The sequence below is a fragment of the Lysinibacillus sp. FSL L8-0126 genome, from assembly GCF_038630385.1.
In the GTDB taxonomy this organism is placed as follows: Bacteria; Bacillota; Bacilli; order Bacillales_A; family Planococcaceae; genus Lysinibacillus; species Lysinibacillus fusiformis_D.
In genome coordinates, this window is record NZ_CP152028.1 from 2,769,009 (window position 1) to 2,783,102 (window position 14,094).

15 protein-coding genes and 1 other annotated feature are annotated in these 14,094 nt (G+C 39.0%); of the genes, 14 read left to right on the forward strand and 1 reads right to left on the reverse strand.

Annotation, left to right across the window (positions count from 1 at the left end; translation table 11 throughout):
* The first annotated feature begins 23 nt into the window (after positions 1-23).
* The 13 genes from MHI34_RS13615 to MHI34_RS13675 all read left to right on the forward strand — a co-directional run bounded on the left by MHI34_RS13615 (position 24) and on the right by MHI34_RS13675 (position 12,988).
* Positions 24-209: a hypothetical protein gene (locus MHI34_RS13615; protein ID WP_036118948.1), complete on the forward strand. Its 186-nt coding sequence runs from the start codon at positions 24-26 to the stop codon at positions 207-209.
* On the forward strand, positions 206-2,833 hold the full coding sequence (polA, locus tag MHI34_RS13620; RefSeq protein ID WP_036118950.1) for a DNA polymerase I: 2,628 nt from the start codon (positions 206-208) through the stop codon (positions 2,831-2,833). The genes MHI34_RS13615 and polA overlap by 4 nt, the downstream gene beginning before the upstream one ends.
* Before the next feature lie 12 nt (positions 2,834-2,845).
* Positions 2,846-3,718 (forward strand): bifunctional DNA-formamidopyrimidine glycosylase/DNA-(apurinic or apyrimidinic site) lyase, encoded by an 873-nt coding sequence (mutM, locus tag MHI34_RS13625; protein WP_036118952.1) that lies wholly within the window; start codon positions 2,846-2,848, stop codon positions 3,716-3,718.
* Between the two features lie 13 nt (positions 3,719-3,731).
* Positions 3,732-4,325, forward strand: a complete 594-nt coding sequence (gene coaE / locus MHI34_RS13630; RefSeq protein ID WP_036118953.1) for a dephospho-CoA kinase — start codon at positions 3,732-3,734, stop codon at positions 4,323-4,325.
* A 204-nt stretch (positions 4,326-4,529) separates the two neighbouring features.
* Entirely contained in the window at positions 4,530-5,552 is a 1,023-nt protein-coding gene (locus MHI34_RS13635) for a glyceraldehyde-3-phosphate dehydrogenase (protein ID WP_036118955.1), read from the forward strand.
* Positions 5,553-5,740: 188 nt separating this feature from the next.
* Entirely contained in the window at positions 5,741-6,211 is a 471-nt protein-coding gene (nrdR, locus tag MHI34_RS13640) for a transcriptional regulator NrdR (protein ID WP_036118958.1), read from the forward strand.
* A 16-nt stretch (positions 6,212-6,227) separates the two neighbouring features.
* Positions 6,228-7,592, forward strand: a complete 1,365-nt coding sequence (locus MHI34_RS13645) for a DnaD domain protein (protein ID WP_342503533.1) — start codon at positions 6,228-6,230, stop codon at positions 7,590-7,592.
* A gap of 27 nt (positions 7,593-7,619) precedes the next feature.
* The gene (gene dnaI, locus MHI34_RS13650) at positions 7,620-8,549 is read left to right on the forward strand and encodes a primosomal protein DnaI (RefSeq protein WP_255358782.1); all 930 of its coding nucleotides are present in this window, start codon (positions 7,620-7,622) and stop codon (positions 8,547-8,549) included.
* A 502-nt stretch (positions 8,550-9,051) separates the two neighbouring features.
* On the forward strand, positions 9,052-10,983 hold the full coding sequence (gene thrS / locus MHI34_RS13655; protein WP_036118963.1) for a threonine--tRNA ligase: 1,932 nt from the start codon (positions 9,052-9,054) through the stop codon (positions 10,981-10,983).
* A gap of 170 nt (positions 10,984-11,153) precedes the next feature.
* Positions 11,154-11,302, forward strand: a sequence feature (ribosomal protein L20 leader region).
* 95 nt (positions 11,303-11,397) lie between these two features.
* Positions 11,398-11,901, forward strand: a complete 504-nt coding sequence (gene infC, locus MHI34_RS13660; protein ID WP_025114499.1) for a translation initiation factor IF-3 — start codon at positions 11,398-11,400, stop codon at positions 11,899-11,901.
* Between the two features lie 31 nt (positions 11,902-11,932).
* Positions 11,933-12,133, forward strand: coding sequence for a 50S ribosomal protein L35 (gene rpmI, locus MHI34_RS13665; protein ID WP_004226312.1), 201 nt, complete (start codon positions 11,933-11,935; stop codon positions 12,131-12,133).
* Between the two features lie 55 nt (positions 12,134-12,188).
* Positions 12,189-12,548 carry a 50S ribosomal protein L20 gene (rplT, locus tag MHI34_RS13670; protein WP_004226314.1) on the forward strand — a complete coding sequence of 120 codons (360 nt, stop codon included), beginning with the start codon at positions 12,189-12,191 and terminating at the stop codon, positions 12,546-12,548.
* A 176-nt stretch (positions 12,549-12,724) separates the two neighbouring features.
* Positions 12,725-12,988 carry a DUF1294 domain-containing protein gene (locus tag MHI34_RS13675; RefSeq protein ID WP_058843380.1) on the forward strand — a complete coding sequence of 88 codons (264 nt, stop codon included), beginning with the start codon at positions 12,725-12,727 and terminating at the stop codon, positions 12,986-12,988.
* Between the two features lie 24 nt (positions 12,989-13,012).
* Here MHI34_RS13675 and MHI34_RS13680 read toward each other — a convergent pair whose 3' ends face one another.
* Positions 13,013-13,408 carry a hypothetical protein gene (locus MHI34_RS13680; protein WP_036121631.1) on the reverse strand — a complete coding sequence of 132 codons (396 nt, stop codon included), beginning with the start codon at positions 13,406-13,408 and terminating at the stop codon, positions 13,013-13,015.
* Between the two features lie 107 nt (positions 13,409-13,515).
* On the opposite strand from MHI34_RS13680, the gene MHI34_RS13685 reads away from it, so the two are divergent.
* Complete coding sequence (locus MHI34_RS13685; RefSeq protein WP_036121628.1) at positions 13,516-14,001, forward strand: dUTP diphosphatase; 486 nt, start codon at positions 13,516-13,518, stop codon at positions 13,999-14,001.
* Positions 14,002-14,094 lie beyond the last annotated feature (93 nt).

Consider the following 14,094-nt stretch of genomic DNA (forward strand, 5'->3'; position numbering starts at 1 on the left):
CATTGAGCGGTTGGCTTTTTGCTATGGATCGAGATGCAGAAGTGATGGATAAAACCACAAATGTGATGGATAGCGTGCCGAAAGTGACGGTTAGCACCTCGAAGGTAGCGGATAATCTTGCGGATGACCGTCTGCTTTTTTTACTTGAAATGCATTGTTATGATAAAGTAGAGGGAAGTAGAAGACAACGCAGGAGGATAAAATCATGACCAAAGAAAAATTACTATTATTGGACGGTAATAGTTTAGCGTATCGCGCGTTTTTTGCGTTGCCATTGTTAACGAATGATAGTGGTATTCATACTAATGCTGTATACGGCTTTACAACAATGCTACAAAGAATATTAGAGGAAGAACAGCCAACGAAAATATTGGTGGCCTTTGATGCAGGAAAAACTACGTTTCGCCATGAAACTTTCACGGAATATAAAGGTGGGCGACAAAAGACACCACCAGAACTATCAGAGCAGTTCCCTTATTTACGAAAGCTTATAGATGCCTATGGTATTAAGCAATATGAGCAAGAATTATATGAAGCGGATGATATTATTGGGACGCTTGCTAAAGAGGCTTCGTCACAAGATATGGATGTCATCATCGTAACGGGAGACCGCGATTTAACGCAGCTGGCGACAGAGCAAGTAACCGTTTATATTACGAAAAAAGGCATAACAGAAATTGAGAAAAATACACCTGCCTTTATTGCAGAAAAATACGGTTTATCACCGCTACAAATTATCGATATGAAAGGTTTAATGGGGGATGCCTCCGATAATATTCCTGGTGTGCCAGGTGTTGGTGAAAAGACCGCTGTTAAATTATTGAAAGAGCATGGCTCCGTTGAGGCACTTTATGAGGCGATGGATACATTGAAAGCTTCTAAAATGAAGGAAAAGCTGGTGGCTAATGAAGAGCAGGCTATCATGAGTAAGAAGCTGGCAACGATCTATACAGAAGCCCCTATTACGATTTCACTTGCTGACCTCGCCTATAACGGACCAAATGAAGAAGAATTAATCAATGTCTGGCGTGAGCTTGGCTTTAAATCACTCCTTGATAAAAGTGATTTTACAATGCAGGAAGAAGAGCAAGCACCTTTCGATTATGTACTAGCCGAAGAAGTGCAACCAGAGGATTTACTAGATGTAATGGCTGTCCATGTTGAACTGGAAAATGAGCATTATCACACTTGTCAGCTACTAGGAATTGCGTTGTCAGATGGAACAAAGACGCAATATATTCCATTTGATATTGCAGCAAAATCGGATGCGCTCCGTCGCTGGCTAGAAGATGCCACAAAAATAAAGTATATGTCCGATTCAAAGGCAGCTCAAGCGGCATTAAAGCGAGTAGGTATTCAATTGGCAGGCGTTGACTTTGATCTGCTACTAGCCTCTTATATTAATAATCCTGGATTAAGCGGGGATGATGTAGCAACACTTGCGAAGGAATTAGGTTACTATGATGTTCAAGCAGATGAGACGGTTTATGGAAAGGGAGCTAAGCGTGCAATTCCTGACATGGATCAACTTGCACAGCATGTTAGCCGTAAAGCCTTTGCTGTGTGGTCATTACAGCCAAAGTTAGCAACCTTATTAAAAGAGAATGAACAATTTGAACTTTATAAAAACCTAGAGCTACCATTGGCAGGGATTTTGGGCGAGATGGAAAGTGAAGGGATTACTGTTAACCGTGCTACGTTAGAGAAAATGGGTCAAGAGCTTAATGATAAGCTGATAGTGATTGAGCAAGAAATTTATGCGGAAGCTGGAGAAACCTTTAATATTAATTCCCCTAAACAATTAGGTGTTATTTTATTCGATAAGCTAGGGTTACCTGTCATTAAAAAGACCAAAACGGGCTATTCAACAGCGGCTGATGTACTGGAAAAATTACAGTCAGAGCATGCTATCATCAAACATATTCTGTTGTATCGCCAGCTTGGAAAATTACAATCCACATATATTGAAGGCTTATTAAAGGAAATCCATGAATCAGATAGCAAGGTCCATACACGCTTCCAACAAGCATTAACGGCGACAGGGCGTTTAAGCTCCACTGATCCAAATTTGCAGAATATCCCGATTCGTTTAGAAGAGGGTCGCAAAATCCGTCAAGCATTTGTCCCATCAAAAGAGGGGTGGATTCTGTTTTCTGCTGACTACTCACAAATTGAATTGCGAGTGCTTGCACATATGTCGGAAGATAAAAACCTTGTAGAGGCCTTCCGTGAAGGGATGGATGTTCATACACGTACTGCTATGGATGTATTCCATGTAGCCGAAGAAGAGGTTGATAGCAATATGCGTCGTGCAGCGAAGGCTGTTAACTTTGGTATTGTCTATGGTATTAGTGATTATGGCCTTTCACAAAACTTAGATATTACACGTAAGGAAGCAGCCACGTTTATTGAAAAGTATTTCGCAAGTTTCCCCGGTGTGAAACAGTATATGGATGATATTGTGCAAAATGCGAAATTTAATGGTTATGTCACAACGATTTTAAATAGACGTCGCTATTTACCAGACATTACAAGCTCCAACTTTAATTTAAGAAGCTTTGCAGAGCGTACTGCGATGAATACGCCGATTCAGGGAAGTGCTGCGGATATTATAAAAAAAGCGATGATCGATATGGATGCTCGATTGAAAAAAGAAAAAATGCAGGCAAAGCTACTTCTTCAAGTGCATGATGAATTGATCTTTGAAGCACCTCAGGAAGAAATTGCATTGCTAGAAAAAATTGTACCAGAGGTAATGGAAAATGCTATTGAGCTTTCAGTACCGCTCAAAGTAGATTTTAACCATGGCTCGACATGGTACGAGGCAAAATAAGGAGGGATTCAAATGCCTGAATTACCAGAGGTGGAAGGTGTCGTCCAGGCATTGAAACCAAAGATTGAAGGACGCACCATTCAACAGGTTCAACTATCTGAAAGAGTACATTTCTCTTTTAGTGAAGGGAAACAATGTATTGTAAAACAAGCAGAGCCTGATGCTTTTGAAATAACGATGTCCCAGATGACCATTACCAAAATTGAACGACGAGCGAAATACATTTTCTTTCATTTGCTGAGGGATGATGTTCCATATGTCCTTGTCAGTCATTTAGGCATGACAGGTGCCTGGTTTGTTGTCAATTCACCAGAAGAAATCCATGAGGCAAAATTCCAAAAGCATATTCATGCCACATTTAAAATGGCTGATGGAGGATACTTGATTTATTCGGATATTCGCCGCTTTGGCGAACTTCGCTTTCTAACAAAAATTGAAGATCATGCGCCATTAACAAAAATGGCCCCAGAGCCATTTGATGAGCATGCATGTGACTTTTTTATAGCAAAATCTAAATTACCGAAATATGAAAATAAGGCGGTAAAAGAAGTGATTATGGATGGGCAAGTCATATCGGGCTGTGGCAATATTTATGCTACAGAGGCATTGTTTGCTCAGAAAATTCACCCAGCACGCAAAATGAACCGCATCAGTGAAAAGCGGAAGCGGGCATTATTCAAGGAAATTGTTACTGTCCTACGTCAAAGCATTGAAGCAGGCGGTTCAACGATATCCGACTATCGAAATATTAATGGGGAAGCTGGGAGTATGCAAAATCGACTGCAAATGTATGGGAAAAAGCTATGTCCAGTATGTGAAATGGCAACAAGTCAAATGACGATTGGTGGGCGTACCTCAGTTTATTGCCCAAATTGTCAACATTAAAGGGGATTTAACGATGATTATCGGACTTACAGGGAGTATTGCAAGCGGAAAAAGTACAGTAGCAAAAATGATGATCGAACTGGGGTTACCGATTGTCGATGCAGATGTTGTAGCACGAGATGTTGTAGAACCAGGAACAGAGACTTTAGCATTCATTGCTGAAAGCTTCGGACAAGCCATTTTGCTTGAGGATGGCCATTTAAATCGAACAATGCTTGGGGATATCATTTTCCATGAGCCTGCTAAGCGCAAAATATTAAATGATATTATGCATCCAGCTATTCGCAAAGAAATGCTACGTCAGCGCGATGCCTATTTAGAGGCAGGACATGAGCATGTGGTAATGGACATTCCATTGTTATTTGAAAGTAAGCTGCAGCATTTTGTAGAGCGTATCATTGTGGTATCAGTCAGTGAAGAAGTTCAGCTCCGTCGCTTAATGGAACGCAATCATTTATCGAAAGAGGATGCATTGGCGCGTATGCACTCGCAGCTACCGATGTCTGTCAAAGAAAAAGGTGCACATGCGGTCATTTACAATAATGAGAATATAGAAAACACAGAGGAACAATTAATAAAAATCCTGCGCTATTGGAGTGTTATTTAATTGGTCAATCAGGTGCGTAGCAAGCCAATCTTGCTGCGCATTTTTTTATGGGAAAATGCCATAATAAAGAATAATTTTTCAGAAAATAAGAACTTTTATATTCTCAATATATAATGTTCATCTTTTTTAAAATTGTGTTATACTAATCACCATAAAGTATATAATTAATTAATTTGAGTTTGTACTCACGGGAGGATATTATAAATGACAGTATCAATTGCTATTAATGGTTTCGGGCGTATCGGACGTATGGTTTTCCGCCAGGCTATCGTACAACAAGGTTTAAACATCGTTGCAATTAATGCAAGCTATCCAGCAGAAACGTTAGCACATTTGATTAAGTATGACACAAATCACGGAACATTTGAGGGTACGGTAGAACCAGCAGGCGATGCTTTAGTTGTAAATGGTAAACGTGTTCAAATTATTAGTGAACGTGATCCATTAAAATTACCTTGGGCTGAAATGGGTGTAGATATTGTTATTGAAGCTACTGGTAAATTTAATGAGCGTGATAAAGCAGCTATGCACTTAGAGGCTGGGGCAAAAAAAGTAATCCTAACAGCACCTGGTAAAAACGAAGATGTCACAATTGTTTTAGGTGTAAATGATGACAAACTCGATATTGCGAAACATGATGTTATTTCAAATGCTTCTTGTACAACAAACTGCTTAGCGCCAGTTGCAAAAGTATTGAATGACACATTTGGCATTGAAAATGGCTTAATGACAACGGTTCATGCATATACAAACGACCAAAAGAACTTAGACAATCCACATAAAGATTTACGTCGTGCACGCGGCTGCGCACAATCTATTATTCCAACATCTACAGGTGCTGCAAAAGCATTGAAATTAGTTTTACCTGAATTAGAAGGTAAAATTCATGGTATGGCACTTCGCGTTCCTACACCAAACGTATCTTTAGTAGACCTTGTAGTAGATTTAAATACGGATGTCACAGTTGACTCTGTCAATGCAGCATTCGTAAAAGCTGCAACAGAGGGGCCAATGAAGGGCATTCTCAACTTCTCAGTAGAACCATTAGTATCTGCTGATTACAATACAACTACTTACTCTTCAACAGTTGATGGACTTTCTACAATGGTTTTAGGCAATCGCAAAGTGAAAGTACTTGCTTGGTATGACAACGAGTGGGGCTACTCTGCACGTGTTGTAGACCTTGTGAAAAAAGTGGCGAATGCTTTAGAGACAGTAAACGCGTAATAATTTTTTATAGAGAGCACATTGAAATCGACATGGTTTCAATGTGCTCTTTTTTTGGAGAAACTTTCCTTGTGCTTTAGGTTCTTTAGGTTTATCATGAGCACACAAACATGAATGCACTTTTCTTACATGTAGGAAATTTGTTATAATAGAAATATTAAAATGTTGTAAATCAGGAGAGTAATTATATGAGATGTCCATCTTGCCAATTTAACGGAACGCGTGTTGTGGATTCGAGGCCAGTAGATGATAACAAAGAAATTCGTAGACGTCGTGAATGTGAGTCATGTGGCTTCCGTTTTACAACGTTTGAAAAGATTGAAGAAACACCATTAGTTGTAGTGAAAAAGGAAGGTTCACGAGAGGAGTTTAGCCGTGAGAAGGTACTTCGTGGGCTTATTCGTGCTTGTGAAAAACGTCCAGTGGCGCTTGATGTACTGGAGGAGCTTGTCCTGTCAATTGAAAAGGATCTTCGCCGTATTGGAAATTCAGAAGTACGTTCAGAAGATGTTGGTGAAATGGTAATGGACCGCCTAGCCAAAATCGATGAGGTCGCTTATGTGCGTTTTGCATCGGTTTACCGTCAGTTTAAAGATATCAATGTCTTTATTGAGGAAATAAAGGACATTATTCAACGTCAGACGGAGAAGAAATTATAGCAAACAGAGAGGATGAATGACGTTGATTCATTTATATAAGGAATTGCAGCCTGGCGATCCTTTCGACATTCGTCTACCTCATGTATTTTCTACACAGGAGCGTCAATTAGTTACATTATTTTATCAACCATTAACGGGTTCAGAGCCAATCAGCCTTTATTTAACATTATGGGCGGAAGCAGAGCAAATGCCAAAACAACAAATGACACATTATTATTTAATGAATGTGCTTGGATTGCCCATTGGTAAAGTGTTTGAAGCTCGTATTGCACTAGAGGCAATTGGTTTGCTGCGTACATGGAAAAAGGAAAATGCTGGTGAGCGTAGTTTTTTATATGAGCTACAGCGCCCACTAGATGCAGATAGCTTTATGAAAGACCCGTTGCTGTCGATGTTTTTGTTTAGCAAAATTGGCGAACAGGCCTATCGAAATTTACGTCAGCGCTTTATGTCACCAATAAAGGATACGGAGCTTAAGGATGTGTCCCGTGCCTTTATTGATGTCTTTAAGCCTGTTCATGCTAATATTCCAGCAGATATACAAGTAGATACGAGTCATAAGGATAAACAACCGAAAGTATATCCTTTTTATTTGGAGCAATTTGATTTTGAGCTATTACAAGCAGGTTTGTCAGAGCAATTGGTACCTTCCAATTTGCTGACATTAGAAGTACGTGAAGCGATAGCAAAACTGGCGTTTTTATATCATTTAACGGCCCTTGATATGCAAAAAGTTGTGATTCTTGCTTTGGATGATGATTTAGGAATTTCCCAGGAACGTTTACGTAAGGCTGCTGCCGATTTTTATAAATTAACCGTGTCAAAGGAGCCGCCAAAATTAGCACGGGTAACTGAACCATTACCAGCAGCAGAAGCAGGGCAAAAAACGAAGGATCAAGAGCTCCAACACTATTTAGAAACGACAGCACCTGTACAAGTGTTACGTGATATTAATAATGGAAAAGAGCCTTTGCAAACTTCTGTCCAGCTAGCGGAAAATTTAATCGTTCAGCATGGTATGCCTATTGGAGTGGTCAATGCTTTGTTAGAATACGTTATGCTAACGACAGATATGAAGCTGCCAAAAAAATATGTGGAAACGATTGCGGATCACTGGGTACGTAAAAATGTTCAAACAGCCAAGGAAGCTATGGAGCTTGCACGTCAAGAGCATGATAAATATACGGCTTGGAAAAATAAGCCACAGACTACAAGTAAAACGAATCAGCAAAACAAAAGACGTTCAGGACAGCAACGTGAAGAAAAAGTGCCTGAATGGTTCTATAAACGGAATGAAAAACAAGAGGAATCTACTTCTAGCACAATAGATTTTGAAAAAGAGCGACAGAAAATATTAGAGATGCTAGGAAAAAGTGAATAGTAAAGAAGGTGAACAACTATCGAACCTATAAATGGACCATTAAAACGAGCAATTAATGTACCCTCGTTTCAAGAACGCTATGAAGCAATGCGACGTGAAATTTTAGAACATCCACGTGTGCAGGAATTTCTAGCTCAGCATGCAGATGAATTAAACTATGACAATATAGAGCGAAATTTACCTAAGCTTCATGAGTTTATTAGTCAATCTACTGAGTGCTGTGGCTGTGACAATACGGAACATTGTACAAACTATTTAAAAGGCTTCCTTCCTACATTAAGGGTAGTACGGAATTCTATTGAAATGGACTATGTACGCTGTGAGCAAAAAATCAGAGAAGAAGAACGTCGAGATGTTGCGAATATGATTGCCAGTATGCACATGCCAAAAGACGTGCTTCAAGCAACTATTCAAGATTTAAGTATTGATGATGAATCACGTGTGACAATTGCACAAAAGGCAGCTCAATTTGTAAAAATGACAAAAGAAACAGGTCAATTACCTTCAAAAGGTTTTTACTTATACGGTAAATTTGGTGTAGGGAAATCTTTTGTACTTGGAGCACTAGCTAATGAATTAGCGTCCACTAAAATTCGCTCTGTTGTGGTTTTTGTTCCAGAGTTTTTACGAGAAATGAAAAACGCCATTGGCGACAATACCTTGAACGAGAAAATTGATTATATAAAAAAAGCTCCTGTTTTAATGCTAGATGATTTAGGCGCAGAAACAATGACGGCTTGGACACGAGATGAAATATTAGGAACTATTTTCCATTATCGTATGGCAGAGCAATTGCCAACGTTTATTACATCTAATTTTAATTACGATGAATTAGAGCATCATTTAGCACAGTCACAAAAAGGTGATATCGAGGTTGTAAAGGCAGGACGTATTATGGAACGAATAAAAGCCTTGACTGAGCCCATTGAAATGCGAGGTAATAATCGTAGAATGTAACATGGCATTGATAGTTGCATTTTTCGACAATCGAGCGTATACTGACTCATATACTTAATATCAATATGCATTGATGAGGACATGAATTTTGTGTATCGGCTTATAGAGAGGGAAGTCATTGGCTGAAAACTTCCTAGTGTGAGCACATCATTTACTACCTACTGAGCAGCGAAAGGGATAATCTTTCGCCGGTCCCTAGCCCGTTAGCTAGCCTTGAGCTTCGTCTGACTTTGGATAAGTCGGAAGGAAGAAGGGTGGAACCACGAGCATACGCTTCGTCCCTTTCGTAGGGACGGGGCTTTTTTATTTGTCTCAGATTTCATTGAAATCGTTGTGTGAAATGGTGGCTCCGCTCATAAAAGGAAAGAAGTAGCTCATGAAAGTAATGTCTCCACTCTAACCGAGTAGGACCCCGCTCAATTCAAGCCGAAGTCACACAAACAATGACTCAAGCTAATCATCAAGCATTATGTATTCAACAAAATGAAGGAGTGCAAAGAATATGTCAGAAATGATTAAATTAACTTTCCCAGATGGCGCTGTAAAGGAATTTGCAAAAGGTACATCAACTGATGATGTAGCATTATCTATTAGCCCTGGCTTACGTAAAAAAGCTTATGCCGGTAAAATCAATGGTGTGTTAGTAGATTTAAAAGCACCAATTGAAGAGGATGCAACAATTGCGATTATTACACAAGATGATGTGGAAGCACTTGAAATTTTACGTCACTCTACTGCCCATTTAACAGCACAAGCTATTAAACGTCTATTCCCAGATGTGAAGCTTGGTATTGGCCCAGTCATTGAAGGTGGTTTCTACTATGATATTGACTCACCAACACCAATTACTGCTGAAGATTTGCCAACAATTGAAAAAGAAATGAAAAAAATTATTGCTGAAAACCTAGAGGTAGAACGTAAAAATGTAAGCCGTGCCGAAGCACAAGCAATCTATGAGGAGATTGGCGATGAATACAAATTAGAATTACTTGAGGCCATTCCAGCAGATGAGCAAGTATCTATTTATTATCAAGGCGAGTTTTTCGATCTTTGCCGTGGTATTCACGTACCATCAACTGGGAAACTACGTGAATTCAAGCTGTTATCATTAGCAGGTGCATATTGGAGAGGGAACTCTGATAACAAAATGCTACAACGTATTTATGGTACAGCGTTCTTCAAAAAAGAAGAATTAAAACATCACCTACAAATGCTAGAAGAAGCAAAAGAACGTGATCACCGTAAAATCGGGAAAGAGTTAGAACTATTTACAACTTCTCAAAAAGTAGGTCAAGGTTTACCACTTTGGTTACCAAATGGTGCAACAATTCGTCGTGTTATTGAACGTTATATTGTCGATAAAGAATTATCACTAGGTTATAAACATGTTTATACACCTGTATTAGGTTCGAAAGAGCTTTATCAAACTTCGGGTCATTGGGATCATTACCAAGATTCTATTTTCCCACCAATGGAGATGGATAACGAGACATTAATTATGCGTCCGATGAACTGTCCTCACCATATGATGGTATACAAAAACAGCATGCATTCTTATCGTAACCTACCATTACGTATTGCAGAGCTTGGTACAATGCACCGTTATGAAATGTCAGGAGCGGTTTCAGGTTTACAACGTGTACGAGGAATGACTTTAAACGATGCACATATTTTTGTTCGTCCAGATCAAATTAAAGCGGAGTTCCAAAAAGTAGTACAGTTAATTTTAGAGGTTTATAAAGATTTCGATTTAAATGATTACTCATTCCGTTTATCTTATCGCGACCCAGCAGATACTGAAAAATACTTCGATGATGATGCAATGTGGGAAAGAGCACAAAGCATGTTAAAAGAAGCAATGGATGAGCTTGGCTTAGATTACTTCGAAGCAGAAGGTGAAGCGGCATTCTATGGTCCTAAACTTGACGTTCAAGTAAAAACAGCGATTGGTAAAGAAGAAACTTTATCTACAGTTCAATTAGACTTCTTATTACCAGAGCGATTTGACTTAACGTATGTTGGGGAAGATGGAAAACCACATCGTCCAGTTGTTATTCACCGTGGAGTTGTATCAACAATGGAACGTTTCGTTGCCTTCTTAATTGAAGAATACAAAGGGGCATTCCCAACTTGGTTAGCACCAGTACAAGTAGAAGTTATTCCAGTATCGAATGAAGCACACTTCGACTATGCAAAACAAATTGAAGAGCAATTAACAGCAGCTGGCTTGCGTGTGGAAATGGATGATCGTGAAGAGAAATTAGGCTATAAAATCCGTGAAGCACAAATGAAAAAGATTCCGTATATGCTAGTAATTGGTGACAAGGAAGTAGAGGCAAATGGCGTAAATGTTCGACGCTATGGCTCAAAAGATTCCGAAACAATTAGCTTTGAGGATTTCCTAGCAACTATAAAAGCCGAAATTACAAAATAAGCTTTCATAATAAAGTACGCTTGCCAAAGTGAGGGTTTCTGTGTAAAATGAATCTTGTTTTTGTATAGAACATTTACATTTAGGCTAAGCTAGTAGTGATAAGAAAATAAACATTTGACAGCTTATCATATACATGCTAATATAGTTAAGGTTAATGAATACAAAGTTTGTGGTTGAAGTAGAGGCTGCCCGCTTCTCACCTGATACAACGCTTTAAAGGCTGTGAACAGGTATGACACGTTGAATTGTTTTGCGTAGACTTGCGCATGCACATATAGCGGGCGGACATCTTCAAAAATGTCCGTCCTTTTTTTATGGACATGACAAGAGGATGTACCGTTCAACCGGGCAAGACTTTGCCCAAACCATGTATTCGCGACAACTACTTGGAGGTGGATTACTATTAGCAAAGACATGTATGTAAACGAAGGCATTCGCGCACGTGAACTTCGATTAATCGATCACAATGGTGACCAGCTTGGTGTAAAGACACGTAATGAAGCGCTAGAAATCGCCACTCGTGTAAACTTGGATCTTGTCCTTGTGGCCCCTCAAGCCAAGCCGCCAGTCGCTCGTATCATGGACTATGGTAAATTTAAGTTTGAACAGCAAAAGAAAGACCGTGAAATTCGTAAAAATCAAAAGGTCATCGTCATGAAAGAGGTTCGTTTGAGCCCATCAATCGATGAGCATGATTTCCAAACGAAGTTACGTAATGCGATTAAATTCCTTGAAAAAGGCGATAAAGTAAAATGTAGCTTACGTTTCAAAGGTCGTGCGATTACACATAAAGACATTGGTCAACGTGTGTTAGATCGTTTTGCTGAAGCTTGTGCTGAAGTATCAACGGTAGAACAAAAACCGAAGATGGAAGGCCGAAGCATGTTCTTAGTTCTTCAACCAAAGAACGAGAAATAATATTAGACGAACAGTTTAGGAGGAATTCGACATGCCAAAAATGAAAACTCACCGTGGAGCTGCGAAACGTTTCAAAAAAACGGGTTCAGGTAAATTAAAATATGACCGTGCTTATGGAAGCCACTTATTCGCAAACAAATCTACGAAACAAAAACGTCACTTACGTAAAGCAAACATCGTTTCATCTGGTGACTTCAAACGCATCAAATCTTTACTTGTTTACATGAAATAATTGACTACAAAAATACTAACATTCATTTTTAAATGAAAAGCAGGAGGTAATTCATATGCCACGCGTAAAAGGCGGAACAGTGACGCGCAAACGTCGTAAAAAAGTATTAAAATTAGCTAAAGGTTACTATGGTTCAAAACATACATTATATAAAGTTGCTAACCAAGCGGTAATGAAGTCAGGTCAATATGCATACCGTGACCGTCGTCAGAAAAAACGTGATTTCCGTAAATTATGGATCACTCGTATCAATGCAGCTGCTCGTATGAACGGTCTTTCTTACAGCCGTTTAATGCACGGTTTAAAAGTTGCTGGTATCGAAGTTAACCGTAAAATGTTAGCTGACCTTGCTGTAACAGATGCTGCAGCATTCACTCAACTAGCAGACGCTGCTAAAAAAGCAGTAGCGAAATAATAGTTGACGTAGTCAACTATTATTTCTGCACCGAAAGCGCAGCGGCAGGTGCAAAATAGGAATTTTCTGCACCGAAAGCATAAGCGACAGGTGTTAAAAAAGACTGATGGATTTTTCCATCAGTCTTTTTTGTGTTAGATTAGTAGTATAACGTTTTCTAGATAAAGGAGTAAGAAATGGGACAAGCATTATTAGCGTATATGAGCATTGTATCGATTGTGCTGCTCATTTTAATGGGTATGGATAAATCGCGTGCTAAAAAACATGAATGGCGTATTGCGGAGCGCACGTTGTTTACGCTTGCCATAGCAGGAGGGGCAGGAGGTGGCGTGCTAGGTATGTATTTATTCCGCCATAAAACACGCCACAATCGTTTTGCATTTGGTTTTCCACTATTAGCAGCCATTCAAATTTTTATCATTGTACAATTGTGGTCATAATTGACATGAATTAAAAACACATCCTCATGATGGGGATGTGTTCCGCATAAGCTGTTCAATGGGCTGCTTCCAATTAATTTTTGCGTTTGGATAGTTCAATAAAATTTCCTGCTGTAAATATTCAAAGTCGCTTTTGGAGAGGCCTTGCAGCGTCGCAGCGTCACGCGCACCGACAAAAATAGTCACAACCTCGAAAGCATCCTCTGTCGTGCCTAGGTATTTTTCACCTTCAAAAAGAGCACCCTTATAGGAAATGAAGAAATTCTTTCGCACATTTTTAACGTCATCGTAAAAATAATATTGGCCTTTTTCATAGGCTTCATCAAGTTTGCGTTTAGGATCGGTTATATAACGAATCGCTTTATAAAATACATAGATAATAAGCGCTATCACAGCAAGTCGAATTAGTAACGGCAACATTTTTAAATTTTCCCCCTTGAAGAAAGGTTATTCTTTCCTATACGATTAGAGAGGTCAAATAGTTTCATTTTATTTAAAATATTTTTTTAGAAATTTAGGAGATAAAAATGAATTTACAACAATTGTTTACAATGCAACAAGAGCTGGATGATTTTATCGAGCAAACACAAAATATTCAGCAAGATGTGTTTCAGGAAAAGGGCTTAGCCTTAATGGTAGAGTTAGCAGAGCTTGCGAATGAAACGCGCTGCTTTAAGTTTTGGAGCACAAAGGGGCCTTCAGCACGTGAGGTTATTTTAGAAGAATATGTGGATTCTATTCACTTTATCTTATCGCTTGGCTTATTAAAGGGCTATACATCGATTGAAAAGTGGCCTGTGGTAGAAGAAAATCGAGATTTAACAGCCATTTTTTTAGAGACACAAAGTGCTATTTTAACATTTATTCAGCAACCTACCAAGGAGCGCTACTTAGCCATTTGGCAATGCTACGGGGTACTCGCGTATAACCTCAGTTTTACATTTGAGGACGTGGTTGGCGCTTATATTGAGAAAAACCAAGAAAATTACCAGCGTCAGCGTTCAGGATATTAAAGTAAGAAATACACTAATTTTCAGACGATTAAGCTAGGAATATTTCGGTAAACGAAGTATAATAAAGTAGATACGAGAAGTAGGAGGCAAAAG